Origin of the sequence: Pedobacter hartonius (genome assembly GCF_900107535.1) — a bacterium.
Lineage (GTDB): Bacteria > Bacteroidota > Bacteroidia > Sphingobacteriales > Sphingobacteriaceae > Pedobacter > Pedobacter hartonius.
Genome location: NZ_FNRA01000012.1, coordinates 123500 through 147338, shown reverse-complemented (window position 1 = coordinate 147338; position 23839 = coordinate 123500). Strand labels below are relative to the sequence as shown.

The following is a 23839-nucleotide window of genomic DNA, read 5'->3' as shown; positions in this document are numbered from 1 at the left end:
CCTTTTGAGGATAGTTTTGTTATCTGAATGTAAACACAATCTAAACTTATGGAAAATACAGATCCCAAACACTCGGAAAGCCCAGATGGGAACGCAAAACCGGTAGAACATGATTATGCAAAACATGAACAGGATCCCGGACCATCGCCACAGGCTGTGAATGAAGAAAATGACAAAGGTGCAGGACCCACCATGAAATGGATTATTCCAATCCTGATCATTATCCTTGCTATTCTTTACTGGATATTCTTTAAAGACCGTCCATCCACAAATTAAAAGACGGACCTAAACAAATTGATCCGGCTATAGATAATGTAGCCGGATCAATTTGTTTAAAAGAAATCCGTCTATTTCAATAATTTCACTTCATAAAGATCTTTACGGCGGTCTTTCAATATTTTCACCGTACCAAAGTGGTGTAATTCATCCAGCAGGTGAAGGTCTACATCCACTACAAGCATCATCTCTGTATTTGGCGTAGTTTCTGCCTTTACCGCGTTGGTAGGGAAGGCAAAGTCAGATGGCGTAAAAACGGCCGACTGAGCGAACTGTATATCCATGTTATTTACTTTCGGTAAATTCCCTACGCAGCCTGCAATTGCCACATAACACTCATTCTCAATTGCACGTGCCTGGGCACATCTTCTGACACGCGTATATCCGTTTTGGGTATCTGTTAAGAAAGGCACAAAGAGGATTTGCATACCCTGGTCTGCATAAATTCTGCTCAGCTCAGGGAACTCCACATCGTAACAAATCAGGATCCCGATCTTTCCGCAGTCCGTATCAAATACTTTCAGTTTATCGCCACCCACCATACCATAGTATTTCTGCTCATTTGGCGTAATATGGATCTTCCTGTATTCTTCGGTTTTTCCACTGCGGTGACACAGATAGGTAGCATTGTACAATTTATTGTTTTCCAGTATCGGCATACTGCCCGATATGATATTTACATTATAAGACACAGCATATTCCTGGATCTTTTCTACAATTTCTGCCGTTAATTCAGCCAGCTTGCGCATCGCCTCCATTTCAGGCAAATGATTATAAGGCTGCAGCAATGGTGTGTTAAAAAGTTCAGGGAACATCAGGAAGTCAGACTTGTAACCGCTCACCGCGTCTACAAAAAATTCTACCTGCTCATAAAATGCATCCATATCCGGGAACAGGCGCATTTGCCATTGTACCAACCCTATGCGGATTGTTTTTGCAGAACGGGCTGAAGCATCAACGCCCTGGTAATAAATATTGTTCCATTCGATCAGCGTAGCAAATTCCTTGGATTCATGATCTCCCGGCAGGTAGTTCTTCAGCACTTTTCTGACGTGAAAATCATTCGAGATCTGAAAGGTAAGGGTAGGGTCATACAACTCTTTTGCCTTCACCTTATCAATATACTGTCTCGGGCTGAGGGTCTCTGCATGTTCGTGGTAACCCGGTATACGGCCACCCGCAATGATGCTTTTCAGGTTCAGGCTTTCACAAAGCTCTTTCCTGGCTTCATATAACCTGCGTCCTAAACGCAGGCCCCGGTATTCAGGAGAAACAAATATCTCTATACCATATAACGTATCTCCATTGGGATCGTGCGTGGAAAAAGTGTATTTCCCTGTGATCATTTCATAAGTATGTTTATCACCATACTCGTCATAATCAACGATGATTGCCAGAGAGCAGGCTACCACTTTATCATCAACAGCGATACATAACTGTCCTTCAGGAAAAAGTTTCAGCAGCTTTGCAATAGTTTGTTTACTCCATATTTGTCCGCCAAGCGTGTCGTACGCCTGTTCCATTGACTCTTTCAGGTCGTTGTAATCCTCAAGGGTTAGTTTTCTTGTTTCAATGTTCATCTGTATGCTGTGTTTTGTTTTGAAAGCGTCTTACAGGCGCCTGACGTGCAGAAGCACGCCGGCACACTTGACTACGCGGAGCAACACATAAATGATGCCCGGAATGTCAAAAAAGTAAAATCAACTGGATTGTTACCTCAAATCAGCTATTATAATTTAATCCTGCGAACCAGAATTACCTGAACATATCCTGCGAAAAAATAACTTAAACGCAGAAACATCAACAGAATGCCCTTAAAACAAACGCCCTGACTGCGCCGCGTAGGATCTGTTCAAGTGTTTGTATGCAGCTTCTGTTACTTCCCGTCCTCTCGATGTACGCATCATATATCCCTCCTGGATGAGGAAAGGTTCATATACCTCTTCAATTGTCCCTTCATCTTCACCAACTGCGGTGGCAATGGTTTTCAATCCCACGGGGCCGCCTTTAAATTTATCAATAATCGTCAGCAGGATCTTGTTGTCCATTTCATCCAGCCCGTGCTCATCCACATTCAGCGCCGTAAGGGCATATTTTGCGATGGCCGTATCAATCGTGCCATTGCCTTTAATCTGTGCGAAATCCCTGGTGCGTCTGAGCAATGCGTTTGCAATCCTCGGTGTACCGCGGCTTCTTCTGGCAATCTCGTAGGCACCTTCCTCTGTGATCGGTGTTTTCAGGATCTGCGAGGAACGGAGCACAATGGTTGTCAGCAGTTTGGCGTCATAGTAGGCCAGCCTGGAATTGATACCGAAACGGGCACGCAGGGGAGCGGTGAGCAGTCCCGAACGGGTAGTGGCTCCAACCAGCGTAAAGGGATTTAACGTGATCTGAACCGAGCGGGCATTGGGCCCGCTTTCCAGCATGATGTCAATCTTAAAATCTTCCATTGCCGAATACAGGTATTCCTCTACAAGAGGACTCAGGCGGTGGATCTCGTCGATAAACAGTATATCTCCGGTCTCCAGGTTGGTCAGCAGACCAGCCAGGTCACCGGGTTTATCCAGAACAGGGCCTGAGGTAACTTTGATACCTACGCCCATTTCATTGGCCACAATATAAGAAAGGGTGGTTTTCCCCAGTCCCGGAGGACCGTGAAGCAATACATGGTCTAAAGGTTCGCCCCGCAGTTTTGCTGCCTTAACAAATATCTTCAGGTTTTCCATGATCTTTTCCTGACCTGTAAAATCTTCAAAGGCCTGCGGGCGCAGGACTTTTTCTATATCCCTTTCACCAGGGCTTAAGCTTTCTGAAGAAGGGTCAAGGTTTTCATTCATTTTGTAAAGTTAAGATAAAAACTTTGCAGCTGGCCGCGCTTCTTTGGTACCATTGGAATAATCGTAAAATCCTTCGCCTGATTTGATACCTTTTTTGCCGGCCATCACCATATTTACCAGCAGCGGGCAGGGTGCATATTTCGGGTTGCCGAAGCCTTCGTGTAATACCTTCATGATCGCCAGGCATACATCCAGTCCGATAAAATCTGCCAGCTGCAGCGGTCCCATGGGATGGGCCATACCCAGCTTCATTACCGTATCGATCTCCTCTACACCCGCAACACATTCGTAGAGGCTGAAGATGGCCTCATTGATCATCGGCATCAGTATCCTGTTGGCGATAAATCCGGCGTAGTCATTTACCTCAACCGGTGATTTGCCCAGTTTCAGGGAGAGGTCCATTACAGCAGCTGTGGTTTCATCTGAGGTGGCATATCCCCTGATCACCTCTACCAGTTTCATTACCGGTACAGGGTTCATGAAATGCATGCCGATGACGTTTTTGCCTCTGCTGGTCACTGCGGCGATCTGTGTAATTGAAATGGAAGAGGTATTGCTGGCCAGTATAGCGTCAGCTTTACTGTAGGCATCCAGCTGTCTGAAGATTTTCAGTTTGAGTTCCAGGTTTTCCGTAGCCGCCTCCACAGTAAGATCTGCCTCGGCCACGCCTTCCTTTAAATCGCTGAAGGGATGTATCCGGTTCAGGATAGCCGTCTTGTCATCCTCGGTAAGGCTGCCTTTAGCTATCTGACGGTCAATGTTTTTGGCAATGGTAGTTAATCCTTTATTTAAGGCTTCCTGGGAGATGTCGACAAGGTTTACGTCGTAGCCAAACTGGGCAAAAGTATGCGCTATACCATTTCCCATCGTTCCTGATCCGATGACCGCTATTTTATTCATGATGCTGAGCGTTAGTTAAGGTGCTAGTCTGTCAATTTTCCAGTCTCCGTTTACGCTGCTGTAAGCGATCCTGTCATGAAGTCTGCTGGAACGTCCCTGCCAGAATTCAATATGTATGGGCTGTAAAATATAGCCGCCCCAGTGCTCCGGGCGGGGAACCTCTTTGTCTGCATACGCATCAGTAAGTTCCTGCACACGGTTCTCCAGTATCTCCCGGTTTGGAATAATGGTACTTTGCGGGGAGGCCAGTGCCCCGATCTGGCTGCCTGCAGGGCGAGAATGGAAATAGGAAGTAGATTCTTCCGGTGATACCTTGACGATCGTTCCTTCTATGCGGACCTGCCGCTCAAGTTCTGCCCAGAAGAACACCATTGCCGCCTGCGGGTTTTCCTGCAGCTCGCGGCCTTTCTGACTGGCATAATTGGTATAAAATACAAAGCCTTGTTCATCAAAGCCTTTCAGCAGTAAGATACGCGCGGAAGGTTTTCCGCTGAGGTCTGCCGTGGCCAGTGTCATTACATTCGGTTCAGACAACTGCGCCTCAAGCGCCTCTTTAAACCATTTGCCAAATTGTGTAAAAGGATTTTGGTCGATATCCGTTTCTGCAAGTATTGCAGCGCGGTAATCCTGTCTCAAATTTTGAATACTTTCTTTAGTCAGCTCCATTCAGCAAAAATAGGTTTTAGTTTTTTTAAAATTATCAGTATTTTTCAGAATGATAAGTCAACTCACACCTTCAGCAGGGAAACTGCTTATTTCTGAACCCTTTCTAAGCGACCCTAACTTCGCCAGATCTGTTGTATTGTTAACGGAACATGGTGATAATGGGACACTTGGATTTGTTATCAACCATCCGAGCCTCCTGATGGTGGATGACCTGATCTCTGATATCGGAGCAGCAAATTTTCCTGTATTTTATGGAGGGCCTGTGGCTACAGACACGATACATTTCATCCATCGTTGTCCGGACAGGATTGTGGATGGGGAGGAGATTGCAAAAGGGGTATACTGGGGCGGCAATTTCGAAACGCTGAAAGCGCTGATCGGGCAGGGGGCTGTTACCCATGAGGAGGTGAAATTCTTTGTCGGTTATTCCGGATGGGGAGAACAGCAGCTTCAGGATGAGCTTGAAGGAAATACCTGGATCGTATCGGATCAATACGATTCAGATATGATATTTTCTGCTGATGAGGAGCAATTATGGAAAGAGGTGATTATTCACCTCGGACCCAAATATGCGCACATCAGCAGGTTTCCTCAGAATCCGAATTTGAATTAAACCCTTTTTTGCCACCTGCTGCGCTACAGATAAACGGTATGTATATCACCTGTTTAGGGTATATGCTGAGGGAGTTAACTAAGTTAGTTTTGTCGGATCACAAATACATGTTTAACAGAATTTGATCAGGAAAAATGAAAAAAATTACTCTAACACTAATTGCTTTATTATTTGGATGTGTTGTATTAGTTGGTTTTACAGCTAAAAACCATTCGGGGATAACTGCAGAAGCCGCGCAGCCATCTGACATTGAAGCGGCAAAAAAAGAAATTGCTTTGCTGAACAGACAATTCTCTGAAAGTCTTCGTAAAGCTGATGCAGAAGCGGCAGCGAAAGTGTATACAACAGATGCGAAATATATGTCTCCAAATTTACCGGCCATACAGGGCAGGAAAAATATTGAACAATTTTATAATCAAGTATTTGTCAGAAACGGGCTCGATCTGGTTTTAACGACGGTAGAGGTTTGGGGAGACAAGAATATGGTTACAGAAGAGGGCACCTATGTTTTTAAAGCAAATGAAAGTGTGGAGCTTGTAGGTAAGTACCTGGCAATCTGGAAAAAGGAGGATGGCATGTGGAGAATTTTCAGACAGTGTTACAATCCTGATACACCTGCTAATTAGATCCTTTGAACTTCATTGCAATGCCTCCGAATTTGTGATTTTTTGGGGGCATTGCAATGAATGGGGCATTTTATACTATTTACTGATCTTAAAGCGTAGCTGCAGACGCTTCTACAGCTTTTCTCAAATCGTCTTTGTAATTCTGCATTTTTTCTGCCAGTGAGGCATCTGCAGTAGAGAGTATCTGTACCGCCAGCAGTCCTGCATTTTTTGCTGCATTTAATGCCACAGTAGCAACAGGGATGCCGTTCGGCATTTGCAGGATGGATAAGATAGAATCCCAGCCATCGATAGAGTTTGATGATTTCACCGGAACACCGATCACAGGAAGAACAGTGATGGATGCGACCATTCCGGGCAAATGTGCTGCACCGCCTGCACCGGCGATGATCACCTTTAATCCTCTTCCGGCTGCTTCTTTGGCATAAGTAAACATCCTCTCGGGGGTACGGTGTGCAGAAACTACCGTCATTTCAAATTCTACCCCAAATCCTTTTAATATGTCTGCCGCATCGTTCATGATATTTAAATCAGACTTGCTGCCCATAATTATACCTACTTTCACGCTCATTAAGATATTACTTTTAGTGTTTCTTTGATATAGTTTGCTTTTTCAATAGCCGCTTCGCGGTTCTGATCCACGATGGTCACGTGTCCCATTTTTCTGAAGGGCTTGGTGTATTTCTTTCCGTAAAGATGGATGTAAACACCTTCCAGTGCCATGATCTTTTCCATGCCTTCGTATCTTGCCACACCTTCATGTCCTTTTTCGCCCAATAGGTTGATCATTACTGCATTGCTGATGGAGCGGGTATCACCCAGTGGTAAATTGAATATCGAGCGCAGGTGCTGGTCAAACTGAGATACGTAGTTGCCCTCAATACTCTGGTGCCCGCTGTTATGCGGACGCGGGGCAAGTTCATTCACCAGGATTTGTCCTTCCCTGGTCACGAACATCTCTACAGCCAGCAGTCCGGTTACATTTAAGGCAGCCGCGATATTTTTGGCAATAATCTCTGCGCGCTCCTGGATATGGTCAGGATAGGTGGAAGGGGAGATCAGGAATTCTATCAGGTTGGCCTCAGCGTTGAATTCCATTTCTACCATAGGGAAGGTCTTCACCTCGCCATTGGAGTTCCTGGATACGATCACGGCGATCTCTTTTTCGAAATCCACGATCTCTTCAATCAGACAGTGGCTGTCGAAAGCATTTTCCAGATCTTCAGCAGAATTAATCCTCATCACACCCTTACCGTCATAACCGTCCCTGCGCTGTTTCAGCATGTATGGGAAGGCGATATGTGAATGCAGCATATCTTCTTTGCTATTGGCCAGCTGGAAAGGAGCCGTGGGGATATCGTTCTCTTTGAAGAATTGTTTTTGTACGCCTTTATCCTGGATCAGCCTGATGACGCGGGCTTGCGGAAACACCATTTTGCCTTCTTTTTCAAGCTGCTCCAGTGCTTCAATATTTACTTTCTCAATTTCAATAGTGATGACATCTGCTTTTTTACCGAATTTATATACGGTATCATAGTCGGTAATAGAACCGCACTCAAAGTAATTGGCAATGTGTTTACAGGGGGCGTCAGTATCAGGATCCAGAACCAGCGTAGTCAGGTTATAATTAATGGCTTCCTGAATTAACATTCTGCCCAATTGTCCCCCGCCTAAAATCCCCAATTTTGAATCACTTATTTGTTTTGCCATATCGATATGAAAAAGTTATGCTTATTTTGCACAAAAATAACAATATAAACGGATTTGATGGATGCTGATGCTATAATAATTGGTGCGGGGGCCTGCGGATTGATGTGTGCAGTGCAGGCGGGATACCTTGGAAAGAAGGTAATTATCCTGGAAAAAGGGAGTAAAGCAGGTGCCAAAATATTGATCTCCGGTGGCGGCAGATGTAATTATACCAACCTGTTTGCTACTGATGAACAGTTTATTTCCGGTAACAAACACTTCAGCAAATCGGCCTTTACACAGTGGACGGTGGCGGATACGATTGTTTTTTTTGAAACCTACGGCATCCGCGGAAAAGAAAAGACACTGGGACAGCTTTTTCCGGAGGACAAAAATGCAAAGGCGATCGTAGACCTCTTTGCCGGGCTTTGCGAGGAAATGGGGCAGGAGATCAGATGTGACACAGATATCACTGATATTATTAAAGAAGAAAATAGTTATACCGTGGTTTACCAGCGTTCAGGAAAAGAACAGCGGTTAAGGGCAGGCAAGGTGGTGATCGCAACCGGCGGCCTGCCAATTCCAAAGATGGGCGCAACCGATTTCGCTTTGCGTTTTGCGCGGAAAAACGGACTGAATATTATAGAAACAGCGCCGGCATTGGTTCCGCTGACCATTACCGGGAAAGAGGAGGACTGGTATGCGCAGCTTTCGGGGAATTCAGTTTTTGTGGAGATCAGTAATGAGCGCATCTCCTTTGAAGAGAACATCCTGTTTACGCACTGGGGGCTCAGCGGGCCGGCAGTATTGCAGATTTCATCCTACTGGCGTGCAGGCGAAACGATCAATATCAACCTGATGCCGCAGGAGGACATCAGTGAACTGATTGAAGAGGAAAGGAAGTTTAACGGAAAAACACTGCTTTCAACATTACTAAACAGGTATTATGCGAAGAAATTTACAGATGCGCTGGGCAAATTCATGCCGCTCGGCAAACAGGTGGCCTCGCTCACAAAATCAGAAATGGAAGCAATCCATACTACCATTCATTTGTTTAGGGTAAAACCGGCGGGCGATAAAGGTTATGACAAGGCCGAAGTCATGCGTGGCGGGATTGATACCGCAGAATTGTCGTCAAAGACCCTGGAATGTAAAAAACTGCCGGGAGTGTATTTCGGTGGTGAATGTGTAGATGTGACCGGCTGGCTGGGGGGATATAATTTCCAGTGGGCCTGGGCATGTGGGTTTGTGATCGCACAGGGAATATAAATGATGAATGAACTGGAGATTTTAAAACAATACTGGGGATTCAGCTCCTTCAGGCCGTTACAGGACGAGATCATTGCCGCCGTTATGAACGGAGAGGATACGCTTGCGCTGCTGCCTACCGGCGGAGGGAAATCTCTGTGTTTCCAGGTACCTGCTATGGCTAAGGAGGGTATCTGCATCGTGGTTTCCCCGCTGATCGCCCTGATGAAAGACCAGGTGGAGAATTTAAAGGCCAGGGGAATCAACGCAGTGGCGATCTATGCCGGAATGGGCAAAAGGGAAATTGACATATTGCTGGACAACTGCATCTACGGGCCTGTCAAGTTCCTGTACCTGTCGCCCGAAAGGCTGTTGTCCGATCTCGTCAGAACCCGTATTTCTTATATGAACGTCAACCTGATCGCCGTTGATGAAGCGCATTGTATTTCCCAGTGGGGATACGATTTCCGGCCTCCTTACCTGCAGCTCAGTTCGCTGAGGGAGATCCACCCGAACGTGCCCTTTATTGCACTTACCGCAACGGCTACGGCTTTTGTAAGGACTGATATCCAGGAAAAACTGGAGTTGAAAGAGCCAAAGGTATTTGTGCAGAGCTTTGCCCGCAAAAACCTGAGTTATGTAGTAATTGACCTCGAAGATAAATATAAAAAGCTGACGGCTATCGTGACGAATGTAAAAGGCAGCGGACTCGTATATGTACGCAACCGGAGGGAGACCGCCGAGGTGGCCCTGTTTCTGAATCGGAACGGGATTGCTGCTGATTTCTACCATGCAGGCCTCGATAAAGATGAACGGTCCCGCAAGCAGTCAGACTGGAAGCAGAACAAGATCAGGGTAATGGTGGCTACAAATGCCTTTGGGATGGGAATTGATAAACCTGATGTACGTTTTGTGGTACACCTGGATCTTCCTGAAAGCCTCGAGGCCTATTACCAGGAGGCCGGGCGTGCCGGCAGAGACGGAAGGCGCTCTTTTGCAGTGCTGCTGGCAAACAGGTCTGATCAGCAGTCGCTGAAAGCAAAATATACCGATAGCTTCCCCAGTGTGGAGGAAATCAGAAAGACCTATCACCATCTGGGTTCTTACTTCCAGCTGGCCTATGGTGCCGGAGCGGGAGTAAGCTTCAGCTTCGACCTGGCAGACTTCTGCAAGCGCTTTAAGCTGGGGGTAATCAAAACGATCGGCGCACTAAAATTCCTCGAACATGACGGGTATATCACGCTGTCTGAGAACATATTTCTGCCCTCACGCATACTTTTTACCGCAGGCAATGAAGATGTGTACCGTTTTCAGATTGAGAACTCCGGGTATGACCCGCTGATAAAAACTGTACTGAGATCATATGGAGGGATGTTCGACCATTACGCGGCCATCAGTGAAAGTGATATTGCGAAACGCCTCGGTGTCTCTTTTAACGACGTTGTGCGCCAGCTCAGTAACCTGCAGGACCAGGGCCTGCTGTCGTATCTGAAGCAAAGTGACCAGCCCCAGCTGCAATATATTCTGGCGCGGGTAGACCTGCTACACCTCGATACCGATGTGAAATATATTGAACTGCGTAAAAAGATCCAGGCTGAACAGATCAGCGCAGTACTGGCCTATGCAGGAACCGCCATTTGCCGCAGCATTCAGCTGCTGGCTTATTTTGATGAGCCTAATGCCGGTAAATGTGGGGTATGTGATGTTTGTCTGTCGGAAAAGAAACAGGAAGAGCTAGCCGAACTGAGGGATAAAATTGATTTTGAAATTGCTACGCTGCTGCAAACCGGGATGCGTCCGCTGGATGAGCTGGTGCCGGAAGTTAAAACCGGGTCAGACCAGGATAAGCTGGACCGGATCAGGGAGCTCCTTGATGCAGGTAAAATTAAAACAGACGGTAAAAACTATTATCTTTGATCAATGTTGATTTAATTATGATGAATAGAAAACTTTTATACTTACTGATCTTTCCTGTCCTTATCACTGCTTGTAAACCAAAATGCATTGAAGATCTGGGCATCCATTCCAGCAGGGATTACACCCTTAAACCCTTTGATGAGATCAGGCTCAGCGGTCCTATCCGGCTGGTGATGCGCCAGGACAGCAGTTTTAAAGTGAATGTACAGGCAGATTCAAGTGTGATCGGATTGGTGAAAGCTGAGGTCAGCGGTCACAGACTGGACCTGAAGCTGGATGCAAAACAGTATTGTGGTAAAGATTCTATCATCATCAGTGCGGGCATCGGTGCGCTGAAGAAAATTGAATCGGACGGTGCCGGTCATATCTATACCTCTTCGCTGATCAGCGTGGGCGACCTGGAGCTGGACCTGTCAGGTGCAACAATGCTGATGATGCAGATGAACGCAGCGAAGCTGACTACCACTACAGACGGCGCTGCAAATATTGTGCTGCTGGGACAGGCCGGAGTACATCAGCTGAAAAGCAAAGGCGCAGTTGAGCTCACTGCCTTCGATTTTGTTACAGGTGTTTCTGATCTTACCCTGGAAGGTGTGGCCAAGCTAAAGATCAACGTACTGAATGATCTGAAAATCAACAGTACAGGATCATCAAGCATTAGTTATAAGGGCAGCCCTAAAAATCTAGAAGAGAAGAAAACAGGAACTTACAAACTTGAAAAAGTAAATTAACGCTGTAATTTCTGTTTATACATGGAACAAAAAAATGATAAAAAGGTTATCAGGTCATGGGCATTTTTCGATTGGGCAAATTCTGCCTATAATCTGGTCATCACTTCTACGATATTTCCTGCTTATTATACGATCATTACTTCCGATAAGGATAACAATACAATTGACTACGTGACCTTTATGGGCATGAGGTTTATCAACTCAGCCCTCTATAACTACGCGCTGGCCTTCGCCTTCCTGGTGATCGCCCTGTTATCCCCGGTATTGTCCTCCATAGCTGATACCAGGGGCAATAAAAAGTTTTTCATGCAAATCTTCACCTATATCGGTGGTTTAGCCTGCTGCGGGCTCTATTTCTTTGAAATTGAAACGCTGCAACTCGGTGTGGTGCTGTTTGTTCTGGCAGCGATAGGTTACTGGGGAAGCCTGGTTTTTTACAATGCCTATCTTCCCGAGATCGCAACACCAGAACAGCAGGATAGTGTGAGTGCTAAAGGTTACGCGTACGGTTATGTGGGCAGTATCATTTTACAGCTCATCTGTTTTGTATTTGTATTTTTCCCGTCTGCCTTTGGTTTATCACCGGGTTCACAGGCGCCGCGCCTGTCTTTCCTTCTGGTGGGAATCTGGTGGATGCTGTTTGCGCAGATCCCCTTCAGGAAACTGCCCAAAGGATGTTCTGATCTGAAGAAAGCAGGCGCTAACTGGCTGACCAGCGGATTTACCGAACTGAAGAAGGTATGGGAGCAGCTGAAACATATGCCTTACCTAAAGCGGTTCCTGACGGCATTTTTCTTCTATTCGATGGGGGTACAGACGGTGATGCTGGTTGCGACCATTTTTGGCGAAAAGCAATTGCATCTGCCAACAGAAAAACTGATTGGCACGATTTTGCTGCTGCAGCTGGTAGCCATTCCCGGCGCGATGCTGATGTCGTGGTTGTCGCGCAGGTATTTTGGCAACGTGAAGGTGCTCATCGGAGTAGTGATCATCTGGATCTTCTGTTGTATCGGAGCTTATTATATAAAAACGGAAATGCAGTTCTATTACCTGGCTGCCGTAGTCGGCCTGATCATGGGCGGCATACAGTCGCTCTCCCGTTCTACATATTCCAAGTTCCTGCCACAGGAAAGTCCGGATCATACTTCATTTTTCAGTTTTTACGATGTAACCGAAAAAGTTGCCCTGGTGATAGGGATGTTCAGCTTTGGATATATCGAAGAATTTACCGGCAGTATGCAGAATTCGCTGATCGCCCTGGCCACATTTTTTGTAGCAGGGCTTATCTTTCTGCTGCTGCTGAGGAAAGTGGAGCCTGATGCGGTGCCTGCATAAAAAAATGATCATAACAGACATTAACACATATCAATGAAAGTAGAACTATTTATCCCTTGTTTTGTCGACCAGCTCTATCCTGAAACTGCATTCAGCACGATCAAGTTACTGGAGAAAGCAGGATGTGATGTCTCTTATAACGCTGGTCAGACCTGCTGCGGGCAGCCGGCTTATAATGCTGGTTACTGGGAACAGGCAAAAGAAACCGGGACAAAGTTCCTGAACGATTTCTCTGACGCCAATTATATTGTAGCCCCATCCGCATCCTGTGTCGGTATGGTGAAAAATGGCTATAACGATTTATTTACCAACACCACCGTTCATAACAAATGCAGAACACTCCAGGGAAATATCTTTGAACTGTCTGACTTCCTGATCAATGTATTGAAGAAGGACTATTTTGGCGCTGAACTGGAAGGAAAGGCCGTTTACCACGATTCATGCAGCGGACTAAGGGAATGTAAGATCAAAGAGGAGCCGAGGCTGCTGCTCGACAAAGTACATGGACTGGAAATGATGGAAATGAAGGATACCGATATGTGCTGCGGTTTTGGCGGTACCTTTGCCCTGAAGTTTGACGCTATCTCTTCGGCCATGGCGGAGCAGAAGGTAAACCACGCCCTTGATCAGGATGCTGATTATATCATTTCTACTGATCTGTCCTGCCTGATGCATTTACAGGGTTATATCGATAAAAATAACATAGCTTTAAAAACCATGCACCTTGCAGACGTATTGGCAAACGGCTGGCTGGAAAGCACAGAATATTAATTTTATTTTAACGTTTTTTAACAATCCGTTGTTTACTATTGAAGTAAATTAGCCTGTTTAATTTGATATAGAATGAAATCACTGTTTATCGCCTCGATATGTGTTCTCGGACTTGCCGTCCAGCTCAAAGCCCAGCCAAAAAAATCTGGTGCGATTCAATTTGAAAGCACCTTTGACCCGGCTGCTATGGCCGCTGCAAATGGCATCAGGCTGAGCGATCAGGCCCTGGCCAGGATGCCCAGAAACTCGGTATCCAATTTTGAGCTGCTGTTTAACCAAACCAATGCAAGCTATATGCCGGTTGAGGATACGGAAGACAGTAACAACAGTGCCGGACAGGGCGGAGGCATGCGCTTCGGCGGCTTTGGAGGAGCAAACAGGGATTATTATTACAGCTTCACCGATCATCAGCTGGCGGAAGTATTTGATCTGAACGATACCACCTTCGTCATACAGGATAAACTGGGGGATCATTCCCAGACAGGATTCGGTATGCAGCAGCCGGCACCCGTCATAGAATATGTAAGAACAGATGAAACAAAAAATATTCTCGGTTTTACCTGTCATAAGGTAACCGTTAAAACAACCATAAAGCGTAAAATAATGGAAGAGGAGAAGGTGTTCACTGATGAAACCAACGTGTGGTTCACCAATGACCTCGGCTTTGATTTCTCCCCCAACCCAGGTTTCTGGACCGAAGGAGCAGTACTTGCAATTGAAGGTAAGGGAACACACATTTATGCCAAAAGTGTAGAGTTCCGCAATGTAAGTGCTAAAGATGTAAGCCTTCCAAAAAAACTGGTGCCAATCACTCAGGAAGAGTTCCGCCAGAAAATGGAAGCACGGCGAAAACAGTTTCGCGGAAATAGGACCGGTGCCAATGGACCAGTGAGGACGATTACGATCAACTGATCCAGGCGTACTGCCGGCTGATGCTATTGGCATTTGATTGGCTGAGGTGCTTTCCTGCGGGATGCTTTTCAGCAGGATGTTTAAGATGATTCAGGCTTCGCTGAAAAAAAAAGGATAGCTGTTTCAATGCTGCCTGCTGCTGAAGCGCAGCAGAGAAGGCATCGAAACAGCTATCCTTTTTTTTTAAGTTCCTCCAATAGCATGATGGCCATGCAGGGCGGCTTGTTAAATTGCCCGGCAAACCGATTGCACTGGAATTTTCCGGTATACCATGCAGGATATGAAGGCCGGAGATAGGTTTACTGTGGTTTCGGTTTGACCGGATGGCTGGCCGACCGGGTTAGTACGGTTGTTTAGGAGATCCCTCAGGATAAGCTTTAAAAAATTTGATATGCTGTATTCCGGCCTAGTCGTTCTTTCGCGCAGCGAATTAATGCAGCCGGAATACAGCATACCAATTTTTCAGCGAAGCCAGATAATCCCGGTCCACTAAAGCAACACGCAATATACTTCCTGAATCAGCGAAGCAACAAAATCCCGGTCCACTTAAACAACAGCTGATATACCCCCTAAATAACAAGGGATTACATAATCTTTTGAACATATTTCGCCATTCCACCCAGCTCCTTCAGACATGTGTTTTTACACCATTTTCCAGGAGAACTTTTGCATTTATTTTTTCTAACATTAGCAGTTGCTAAAACGAGTTACTAACAACTTTCAGGCGTCTTTCAAGATATGATATTTTTTCTGTAATTCTCTTTTTCCGAGTGCGTTGCGAAACATGTTTATATTCAGCATAACCATTTTATTGAATTTTTAGTAAATAATCAGTCATAATTAAAGGTGTATTTTCCACTGGTGTTGATAACATTTGGAATCGGTCTAAGCTGAAATTTGCATTTTTGATCTCCGCTAAAATAGGTCGGCATGAGGGCTGATTTAATTAAAAAACCTTCGCAAATGAGCACAAAAAGAATCATCAAATTCGAAAAAGACGATTGCAATCCCTGCAATATGGTTTCAGAATACCTGGACAGAAAAGGTATCGTTTATGAAACGATCAATCCATTTAACCAGCCTGAACTGGCTATGCAGTTCCGTGTCCGTTCAGTCCCGACGGTAATCCTGCTGGAACAGGAGCAGGAGCTTTCGCGTGTGATTGGTTTTAAACCCGAAGAATTATCTGCCTTACTGGCAAGTTAAGAATTCACAGCACAAAAGCCGATGACCTGGATTTATTACGATAGTAAAACGGGAAATGTTGAGCGCTTTGTAAACCGGCTGAAGCTGCACCGGGACTGGAGTATTCTGAAGATCGACGCTTCCTTCAGACCCCTGCACGCAGGTCACCTGATTACTTATACCACAGGGTTCGGAGAAGTGCCGCTTTCTACGCTTCGTTTTCTGGAAGAGAACAGCAGTATGATCAAGTCGGTAACCTCCAGTGGCAATAAAAACTGGGGCCCTAATTATGGGCTGGCAGCAACAAAGATCTCTACCCGGTTTAAACTGCCGGTACTGATGAAGTTCGAGCTTTCGGGCACCATGGCAGACATTCAAAAATTTATAGATAATATAGAGGGCTAAAATATATGGTAACTAAAAAATGGATCTTGCTTAACAACGAGATCATGGTTAAAAACGACGACGAATTTAGCCTCGGTAAAGATAAGGATGCCGTACGTTCCTATTTTCTTGACTATGTCAACAAAAACACTGTTTTTTTTTACACGCTGAAAGAAAAGATCGACTATCTGATTGAACAGGAATATTATATAGATTTTTACCAGTGGTACACCTTTGAGCAGATGCAGGAAGTGTATGACATGGTCTATGCAAAGAAATTCAGGTTCCAGTCCTTTATGAGCGCATTTAAGTTCTTCCAGAGTTATGCATTGAGAGATGACAGCGGAGAGAAGTTCCTGGAGCGTTATGAAGACCGCGTGGTTGCAGTTTCCCTTTTCCTCGCCAGAGGAGATGTAAAACAGGCGCGCGAATATGCAGAGATGCTCATCAATCAGGAATATCAGCCCGCGACACCAACTTTCCTGAACTCAGGAAAAAAACGTTCAGGTGAACTGGTTTCCTGTTTTCTGGACGAGATTGGCGACAATCTAAACGGTATCGGGTACGCCATAGACTCGGCGATGAAACTCTCTTCAATAGGCGGTGGGGTTTCTTTCAACCTGTCTAAGATCCGCGCCAGGGGCGAATCCATTAAAGATGTGGAAGGCCGCGCCGGTGGTGTACTTCCGATCATGAAAATCCTCGAAGATACATTCTCCTATGCCAATCAGCTCGGACAGCGTCCCGGAGCAGGAGCGGTATACCTGAATGTATTTCATACCGATATCGAGGAATTTCTGGACTGTAAAAAGATCAACGTAGATGAGAAAGTAAGGATCAAATCACTTTCAATCGGTGTAGTTGTTCCTGATAAGTTCATGGAGCTTGCAGAAAAAGATGAAGCCTGCTACCTTTTCCATCCCCATACCGTATTAAAGCAGTACGGCAAATACCTGGATGAGATGGATATGGACGAGATGTACGAAGAACTGGTCACCAATCCTGCAGTGAAAAAGAAAAAAGTGAATGCCCGCCACCTGATGGTGAAAATTGCGCAGACACAAAAAGAAAGCGGATACCCCTACCTGTTCTTCAAAGGGAATGCAAACAGAAGCCATGCGCTGAAGGACATCGGAAACGTGAAGTTCTCCAACCTCTGTACCGAGATCATGCAGATCTCAGATGTATCTGATATTGAGATCTACGGTACCGAAGATAAAATCCGTTACGGCATCTCCTGCAACCTTGGCTCATTGAACATCGCTACGGTAATGGACAACAAAAGGATCAGGGAAGCGGTAAAAACAGCCATGCGATCGCTTACCATCGTCTCAGACATCACTAATATTGCAATGGTACCTTCGGTTCAGAAAGCAAATAAAGAGCTGCACAGCGTGGGCCTTGGCGCAATGAACCTGCATGGTTTCCTGGCCAAGAATTTCATTATGTATGAAAGCAAGGAAGCGCTGGACTTCTGTAATGTATTTTTTATGATGGTGAATTTCTATTCGCTGCAAAGCTCGATGGAGATTGCCAGGGAAAGGAAAGAAACCTTTGTAGGCTTCAAAGCTTCGGAATATGCAAACGGAAATTACTTTACACAGTACATCGCTAAAGACATCGTTCCAGTAAATGAGAAGATCGCCGCCTTGTTTGAGGGAGTGGAGATTCCAACCGCGGCCGATTGGACCCAGCTCATGAATGACGTGAAAGAACATGGTATCTTTCATGCGTACAGGCTGGCCATCGCCCCTAATCAGTCTACATCATATATCATGAATGCTACGGCATCTGTAATGCCTGTAGTGGATGTGATAGAGGTAAGGGAATATGGCGACAGTACCACATATTATCCAATGCCTTATCTGAATAACGACAATTACTTCTTCTACAAATCTGCATACGATATGGATCAGAAGAATGTACTCCGGCTGATCTCCGTGATTCAGAAACACGTGGATCAGGGTATCTCTACCATCCTGCATACCAATACGAAGGATACTACACGGGATATTGCAAAGTATTACATCTATGCACACAAAATGGGGTTAAAATCGCTTTATTATACCCGTACCCGTAAAGCCGGTATTGATGAATGTGTGTCTTGTTCAGTGTAAACCCAATATTTAAGAAACAAAAAGATGAGCAATTATAAAGCAGTAAACTGGAATACGCCCGAGAATGATTATGCGGGCATGTTCTGGGAGCAGAACTTACGCCAGTTCTGGGTTGATACCGAATATATCCCATCAAAAGATATTGATATCTGGAAAACACTTCCTCCTGAAATCCAGGAGGCTTATAAGAAAGCATTAGGCGGCCTTACGCTGCTGGATACGCTGCAGAGCCATACGGGGATGCCAAAGCTGCTGGATCATATCGACGGGCTGCAGAATAAAGCCGTATTGTCGTTTATGTGTATGATGGAGGCTATCCATGCAAAATCCTATTCTACAATCTTTACTACAGTGGCTACCACAGTAGAGATCAATGAACTGTTTGAGTGGGTAGAAAGCAATAAACTGCTCCAGTTTAAGGCTGCAACAATAGATAAATACTACAGGCGCCTGGATGCTGACAACGTGAGCAACGAAACGTTATTTATGGGCCTCGCCGCCTCCGTATTACTGGAAACGTTCCTGTTCTATAGCGGTTTCTTTATGCCATTGTGGTTATCAGGGCAGGGGCAGATGGTTGCCAGTGCAGACATCATTAAAAAGATCGTCGCCGATGAATCTATTCACGGTGTGTTTGTTGGCTTGCTTGCGCAGGATGTTTACAAAAAACTTCCTGATCCTGAAAAGAGCAAGGCCGAACTGACAGAGCTGCTGATGGAACTTTACGAAAACGAACTGAAATATACGGATGAGTTATACACTGAAGTAGGGCTTACAGCTGATGTAAAGGAGTATATCCGATACAATGCGAATAAGGCTATGATGAACTTAGGGTTTGAAGAAATTTTTGAAGTGAAGGCCATTAACTCCATTGTATTAAATGGGTTAAATGGTGAAACTACTCAGCATGACTTCTTCTCAAAGAAATCTACGAACTACGAAAAAAGCATGGAGATGATCTATCTCCGTGATGAAGATTTCGAAATGGATACCGACCCGGTATTCTCCTGATCTTTCACTTTTCAGAAAAAAGCCTGTCTGATCGATCAGACAGGCTCTTTTTGTCCACAACATACCCATTAAATTAGGGGCAAAATACCCGGATCAATATTGCTGCAATTCGTTACATTTGTTAGATACACACAATTTGATGCGTTCTCTAACCATTCTTCTTCTTTTTCTTGTCACCGGCACGGCTAAAGGCGAAGTGATCGTTATTGGAAAAGATTTACCTTACACAAGCCTGGGAAGATCTGTTACCTATCTGAAAGATAATGGGGGACGCCTGACATTGGGGCAGGTGATCAAAGCCGATCAGCAGCATAAATTCCTGAAATCAAACGCCGATGTGCTGAATTTTGGTAATACCGCTGCAGCATACTGGGTAAAGTGTTCCTATATCAACAGGAGCCGCGACAATGCCTTCCTGATACTGGATATCTCCAGTATCGAAGAGATAGACTTTTATGCACAGGATAGCCCGGGTAAATACAGCAGGATACATTCCGGCAGCACTGCCGCACTGAACCCTAAGGTAATTACCGCCAACAACTATATTTTCAGTTTACCTATAAGTGCGTATCCAGGTAAAACAGAGACTATTTACCTGAGGTTAAGAACGAATAATATCCTTTTTGCTCCCCTGAAAATTGCCCTTTCCCAGAGGCTGATTGCCGGCATCAATGCGATTGACAGTTTAGAAGCGATCAGCATAGGTATCCTGCTGGCGCTGTTGCTCTTCAATATGTCGGTATATGTCAAATCCAGAGACCTCACTTATTTATACTACAGCATCCGCATCCTGGGCCTGTTCATTTTCCTCATCTTCTATTTCCGCGGATACAGCTACCTGCTGAACGAAAATTTCAGGCACTACATCAATACCCATCCGCATATTTTCCTGGGCATAGGTTCTATGGCCGGTATAGCTTTTTCTAACCGGTTCCTGAATTTGAAGGCGGTGTTGCCCTGTTCAGTGAAGCTGGTCCGGGTACTGTCAGTCGCCTGGCTAACGCTGATTGTGATATCAATGCTTGGATATAAAGCTGTAGGATCTGATATATCACAGTTTTTGTCGGCATTTACAGCCCTAACCTTATTGGGACTTGGCATAACGGCCTATGTCAACGGCTATAAGCTGGCGCTGTATTATATCTTTGCCTGGTCTTTTGTATGCCTGACAACGGTGTGGACGGTACTGTCCTTGGCGGGTTTCTTTCCGTATAACGAATCGTCATTCCACCTGATGCCCCTGGGGTTTATCTTTGAACTGCTCCTGCTTTCCCTGGCACTGGGTGACAGGCTGCGCGAGATGAAGAAATCAAAGCTGCAGGGCCAGGCCGATCAGCTGAAGGTTCAGGAGGAAAACCTTTACCTGATCGGCAGCCAGAACGAACGCCTGGAAAAGATCGTTGAATCACGCACCAGGGCATTGAAGAAGCTGGTGCAATCCCTTGAACAGGCCAATGCAGATAAAACAAGGATCTTTTCTATCATTGCTCATGACCTGAGGAGCCCGTTCAACAGTCTGATCAGCCTGTTCTCGCTCAATGATATGAACCTGCTTACCTTTGAGGATGTTAAAAAGCTGCTGAACGACAGCCGCAAAAATGTCGATAATATCCATAACACATTAAATAACCTTCTGTATTGGGCGCAAAGCCAGATGAAGGGCATTATTACCTCACCGTCGAGGTTCAACATGCGGGTAATGGTGGAAGATCTGATGCTCGTTTATCAGCCGCTAATCCGGAAAAAGAATATCAAAACAGAGGTTGTGGTGGATGATGACGCCGACGTATTTGCCGATCTGAACCAGATCAACCTCGTGATGCGCAACCTGATCGACAATGCGATTAAGTTCACACCGCTGGGTTATCACATTCATATCAGGATCTGGGGCAATTCGAATTTTATCTACGTGGATGTCTGCAATCCGATTTCCGATACCATCAACATAGACCGGCTGATACACAAAGAAAGGAATGAGTCTTCCTATGGGACTTCCAACGAGCGGGGAATTGGCCTCGGCCTTCATCTCTGCCGTGATTTCGTGGAAAAGAATGGCGGTATGCTGAAAGTAAGCAAGAAAAATGAATGTATCATACTTCGTTTCAACATCCTTAAGTTTATCAGTGAGGCATCTTCAGCAATAGAGGCCTCACTGATGGAAGAAGCCTGATATTCCCAATTATTTCTTTTTTCTGAATGCCCTGCTTAAGTTAGGTTTAATACCGATAGTGACAGGTATCGCATTAAACGGCCTGTTCCCGATATTGCCTATGCCATGCATATAGCTGGTTTCGATAAACACGTTGGCACCTCCGATATTGTATTCTATTCCTGCTCCCGGTTCTATGATCCCCATATGGTTGGTTTTGTTGTTTAAGACGGCCATATTGGTCTCCTGGCTGACCATAATCCTCGGCGTAAGTACAAACCCTCCACCACCACCTAAAAAGCCATAGAAAGCAAAACTCCGGACGATCTTCCGGTAGCCTAGTGCCACGTTCAGCAGATAAGTAGTAGCGCGTCCTTTTTCCAGTTCGTAATTGGAGTTCTTTCCAATCAGTGCATTATCGTACCCGAATACGTGCAGGCTTAACTTCGGATACAGGAATAAATGACCATTCCCAAGGCCGATGTTTGTGCCGATAGTGGTGGAGAATTTTGGCCTCATAAAAGCGGCGCTGCCACCCGTAGGAATGGAAAATCCAAATCCGCTCATGGTGTAAAACTTATCAATGCGAAGGGGAGTGTCCTGTGAAAATGATGATCTTGAAAATGATAAAAGAAAGGTAATTGTAAACAAAGCGCGGAAGTAGATATTCATGGGTATGGTTGTGGTGTAAAGATACAACAGCAAGGTTAAGTTAATGTTTAAATACAATCACACCTATGCTGTTTAATGCTTTTCCAGTCGTTTCTATGAAATGGCAGCATTTATCATTCTGAAGTGAAACAAAATTATATTTGGCTGTTTTTATTTACCAAATATAATTCTATGATACATATTAATGGACAGTAATTCTGTTAGTTAACGCAGTTGTTGTCAATTAAGGCTTTATAATGCGGCACCGAAATAAATTAAAATCTGTGAAAAATGCAGAATAAAATATTGTTTAGCTATATTTTATTCTATTATACAGTTAGTTACAGGTTTTATATGTATTAATACTGCTGCCTCTTGTAAGCTGCTGAGAAATCCGTCCGCATGGCCTTAAACCTGTCTACCACGGTGGCAATAAAAGCTTCATCAAGGATCTGAAAGATCTCATTTGCTCCCCCTCCGCTCAGGTCAATTTCTGATAATTTATAGCTTTGTTCTAATGTTCCCTGTTCAAATTTTACAATGTACTTCTGGTTCATGTTGAACAAAGTTATTTTACATTCGGGATGTGGCAGTTCTGCAATTACTCTCATTGATCTCGGTTAAATTCATTGGTATTACCCGCCCAAATCTAACAATATTACGCATGCTTTACGTAGTTGTATCACCAATTGCTTAATTTTATCATTTCATATACCCGCAACAATGGCAGAAGATTTAGTAATTATAAAAAGTGAAAGTAAAGAACGGCAGTATCAATCATTGTTACCGCAGATCGAAGCACTCATTAACGGCGAGGAAGACCTTACCGCAAACCTGGCAAATGTAGCTGCGGCGCTGAAGGAACAGTTCGGCTGGTTATGGATCGGCTTTTACCTGGTAAAAAATGAGGAACTGGTTTTAGGACCTTTCCAGGGACCGGTTGCATGTACAAGGATCAGGAAAGGCAAAGGGGTATGCGGCGCGGCCTGGCTGGAAGCTAAAACTTTTATTGTGGATGACGTGGACCAGTTCCCCGGGCATATTGCCTGCAGCTCCGCTTCAAGATCAGAGATCGTATTACCACTGTTGAAAGATGGGGAAGTAATAGGAGTGCTAGATGCAGACAGCGCAGAGTTATCTCATTTTGACAGCGTAGATGAAGAGTACCTCGGCAAGATCATTGCTCACATCAGCTTATAGTCTCCTGGAAAACAAATTCAGCAGGAGGATGTTTAGTAGGAAAACATTCGACATGAAAAACGAAAAAAATATTGAAATATTAAAAAGAAAAATTGAAGAGGTCAGAATCTGCATTTTCACCACACTTTCTGCCAAGGATGAATTTTCGAGCCGGCCTATGGCTACTGCTAAAGTAGAGGAAGATGGGAGTATCTGGTTTTTTACCAATGAGTATTCTCCTAAATCAGCAGAGATATCAAAGGACAATCAGATAACTTTAGGTTATAGCAGCCCGTCTGACAATACCTACATTACGGTGAATGGTAAAGCAGAACTGGTGGATGACCGGGTGAGAAAGGAAGCATACTTTTCCGCACCTGTTAAAGCATGGTTTCCGGACGGAATCGAAGATCCGAGACTAATACTGATTAAAGTGACGCCGGAATCTGCGGAGTACTGGAATGGAACATCGTCAAAGATAGTGCTTGCTTTTAGTCTGCTGAAAGCGATTGTTACCGGTGAGCAGCCTGACGCAGGGAAACATGATAAGATTAATTTCTAATATGTTAGCAGCCGTTGCTTGATGTATTTGTAAGTAACCATTGCTTAATTTATGTGTCAGTAGCCTAAGTTATTCCTGGC

24 protein-coding genes are annotated in these 23839 nt (G+C 44.9%); 16 read left to right on the top strand and 8 right to left on the bottom strand.

The genetic code is table 11. The features are described from left to right. The first annotated feature begins 48 nt into the window (after positions 1 to 48). The gene (locus tag BLW16_RS18910; protein WP_090559432.1) at positions 49 to 276 is read left to right on the top strand and encodes a hypothetical protein; all 228 of its coding nucleotides are present in this window, start codon (positions 49 to 51) and stop codon (positions 274 to 276) included. A 71-nt stretch (positions 277 to 347) separates the two neighbouring features. Here BLW16_RS18910 and BLW16_RS18905 read toward each other — a convergent pair whose 3' ends face one another. The 4 genes from BLW16_RS18905 to pdxH form a co-directional block, all read right to left on the bottom strand. Beyond that, positions 348 to 1856: a bifunctional GNAT family N-acetyltransferase/carbon-nitrogen hydrolase family protein gene (locus BLW16_RS18905; RefSeq protein WP_090559431.1), complete on the bottom strand. Its 1509-nt coding sequence runs from the start codon at positions 1854 to 1856 to the stop codon at positions 348 to 350. Between the two features lie 234 nt (positions 1857 to 2090). Next, positions 2091 to 3113: a Holliday junction branch migration DNA helicase RuvB gene (gene ruvB, locus BLW16_RS18900; protein ID WP_090559430.1), complete on the bottom strand. Its 1023-nt coding sequence runs from the start codon at positions 3111 to 3113 to the stop codon at positions 2091 to 2093. A 9-nt stretch (positions 3114 to 3122) separates the two neighbouring features. After that, positions 3123 to 4013 (bottom strand): 3-hydroxybutyryl-CoA dehydrogenase, encoded by an 891-nt coding sequence (locus BLW16_RS18895; RefSeq protein WP_090559429.1) that lies wholly within the window; start codon positions 4011 to 4013, stop codon positions 3123 to 3125. A 15-nt stretch (positions 4014 to 4028) separates the two neighbouring features. Then, positions 4029 to 4679, bottom strand: coding sequence for a pyridoxamine 5'-phosphate oxidase (pdxH, locus tag BLW16_RS18890; protein WP_090559428.1), 651 nt, complete (start codon positions 4677 to 4679; stop codon positions 4029 to 4031). A gap of 49 nt (positions 4680 to 4728) precedes the next feature. Here pdxH and BLW16_RS18885 point away from each other — a divergent pair, with 49 nt between their 5' ends. Both BLW16_RS18885 and BLW16_RS18880 read left to right on the top strand, forming a co-directional pair. Beyond that, on the top strand, positions 4729 to 5292 hold the full coding sequence (locus tag BLW16_RS18885) for a YqgE/AlgH family protein (RefSeq protein WP_090559427.1): 564 nt from the start codon (positions 4729 to 4731) through the stop codon (positions 5290 to 5292). 134 nt (positions 5293 to 5426) lie between these two features. Next, entirely contained in the window at positions 5427 to 5918 is a 492-nt protein-coding gene (locus tag BLW16_RS18880; RefSeq protein ID WP_090559426.1) for a YybH family protein, read from the top strand. Positions 5919 to 6006: 88 nt separating this feature from the next. On the opposite strand, the gene purE is transcribed toward BLW16_RS18880, so the two are convergent. Together purE and BLW16_RS18870 are read right to left on the bottom strand one after the other, a co-directional pair. Then, positions 6007 to 6489, bottom strand: a complete 483-nt coding sequence (purE, locus tag BLW16_RS18875) for a 5-(carboxyamino)imidazole ribonucleotide mutase (protein ID WP_090559425.1) — start codon at positions 6487 to 6489, stop codon at positions 6007 to 6009. Next, on the bottom strand, positions 6489 to 7628 hold the full coding sequence (locus BLW16_RS18870) for a 5-(carboxyamino)imidazole ribonucleotide synthase (RefSeq protein WP_090559424.1): 1140 nt from the start codon (positions 7626 to 7628) through the stop codon (positions 6489 to 6491). Before BLW16_RS18870 ends, purE begins: the two co-directional genes overlap by 1 nt. 57 nt (positions 7629 to 7685) lie before the next feature. On the opposite strand from BLW16_RS18870, the gene BLW16_RS18865 reads away from it, so the two are divergent. The 11 genes from BLW16_RS18865 (at position 7686) to BLW16_RS18810 (ending at position 21388) form a co-directional block, all read left to right on the top strand. Next, a complete protein-coding gene (locus tag BLW16_RS18865; protein WP_090559423.1) occupies positions 7686 to 8876 on the top strand; it encodes a BaiN/RdsA family NAD(P)/FAD-dependent oxidoreductase in 1191 nt (396 codons plus the stop codon). A gap of 3 nt (positions 8877 to 8879) precedes the next feature. Further along, positions 8880 to 10772, top strand: coding sequence for a RecQ family ATP-dependent DNA helicase (locus tag BLW16_RS18860; protein ID WP_090559487.1), 1893 nt, complete (start codon positions 8880 to 8882; stop codon positions 10770 to 10772). 17 nt (positions 10773 to 10789) lie between these two features. Further along, complete coding sequence (locus BLW16_RS18855) at positions 10790 to 11503, top strand: head GIN domain-containing protein (protein WP_090559422.1); 714 nt, start codon at positions 10790 to 10792, stop codon at positions 11501 to 11503. 21 nt (positions 11504 to 11524) lie between these two features. Continuing rightward, positions 11525 to 12838, top strand: a complete 1314-nt coding sequence (locus BLW16_RS18850) for an MFS transporter (RefSeq protein WP_090559421.1) — start codon at positions 11525 to 11527, stop codon at positions 12836 to 12838. A 33-nt stretch (positions 12839 to 12871) separates the two neighbouring features. Further along, complete coding sequence (locus BLW16_RS18845) at positions 12872 to 13609, top strand: (Fe-S)-binding protein (RefSeq protein WP_090559420.1); 738 nt, start codon at positions 12872 to 12874, stop codon at positions 13607 to 13609. 72 nt (positions 13610 to 13681) lie between these two features. Continuing rightward, on the top strand, positions 13682 to 14521 hold the full coding sequence (locus BLW16_RS18840) for a hypothetical protein (protein ID WP_090559419.1): 840 nt from the start codon (positions 13682 to 13684) through the stop codon (positions 14519 to 14521). Positions 14522 to 15484: 963 nt separating this feature from the next. Further along, a complete protein-coding gene (locus BLW16_RS18830) occupies positions 15485 to 15727 on the top strand; it encodes a thioredoxin family protein (protein ID WP_090559486.1) in 243 nt (80 codons plus the stop codon). Between the two features lie 21 nt (positions 15728 to 15748). Continuing rightward, on the top strand, positions 15749 to 16111 hold the full coding sequence (nrdI, locus tag BLW16_RS18825) for a class Ib ribonucleoside-diphosphate reductase assembly flavoprotein NrdI (protein ID WP_090559417.1): 363 nt from the start codon (positions 15749 to 15751) through the stop codon (positions 16109 to 16111). Between the two features lie 5 nt (positions 16112 to 16116). Beyond that, positions 16117 to 18207 carry a class 1b ribonucleoside-diphosphate reductase subunit alpha gene (gene nrdE, locus BLW16_RS18820; RefSeq protein ID WP_090559416.1) on the top strand — a complete coding sequence of 697 codons (2091 nt, stop codon included), beginning with the start codon at positions 16117 to 16119 and terminating at the stop codon, positions 18205 to 18207. A gap of 24 nt (positions 18208 to 18231) precedes the next feature. Then, positions 18232 to 19218 (top strand): class 1b ribonucleoside-diphosphate reductase subunit beta, encoded by a 987-nt coding sequence (gene nrdF / locus BLW16_RS18815; protein ID WP_090559415.1) that lies wholly within the window; start codon positions 18232 to 18234, stop codon positions 19216 to 19218. A gap of 139 nt (positions 19219 to 19357) precedes the next feature. Then, positions 19358 to 21388 (top strand): sensor histidine kinase, encoded by a 2031-nt coding sequence (locus BLW16_RS18810; RefSeq protein ID WP_090559414.1) that lies wholly within the window; start codon positions 19358 to 19360, stop codon positions 21386 to 21388. Positions 21389 to 21397: 9 nt separating this feature from the next. Here the strand turns inward: BLW16_RS18810 and BLW16_RS18805 are convergent, their stop codons facing one another. Continuing rightward, positions 21398 to 22039 carry a hypothetical protein gene (locus BLW16_RS18805; protein WP_139298356.1) on the bottom strand — a complete coding sequence of 214 codons (642 nt, stop codon included), beginning with the start codon at positions 22037 to 22039 and terminating at the stop codon, positions 21398 to 21400. A 338-nt stretch (positions 22040 to 22377) separates the two neighbouring features. Continuing rightward, positions 22378 to 22629 carry a hypothetical protein gene (locus BLW16_RS18800; protein ID WP_090559412.1) on the bottom strand — a complete coding sequence of 84 codons (252 nt, stop codon included), beginning with the start codon at positions 22627 to 22629 and terminating at the stop codon, positions 22378 to 22380. 112 nt (positions 22630 to 22741) lie between these two features. On the opposite strand from BLW16_RS18800, the gene BLW16_RS18795 reads away from it, so the two are divergent. Together BLW16_RS18795 and BLW16_RS18790 are read left to right on the top strand one after the other, a co-directional pair. Next, a complete protein-coding gene (locus tag BLW16_RS18795; RefSeq protein WP_090559411.1) occupies positions 22742 to 23218 on the top strand; it encodes a GAF domain-containing protein in 477 nt (158 codons plus the stop codon). A gap of 52 nt (positions 23219 to 23270) precedes the next feature. After that, on the top strand, positions 23271 to 23759 hold the full coding sequence (locus BLW16_RS18790) for a pyridoxamine 5'-phosphate oxidase family protein (protein ID WP_090559410.1): 489 nt from the start codon (positions 23271 to 23273) through the stop codon (positions 23757 to 23759). The last annotated feature ends 80 nt before the right edge of the window (positions 23760 to 23839 follow it).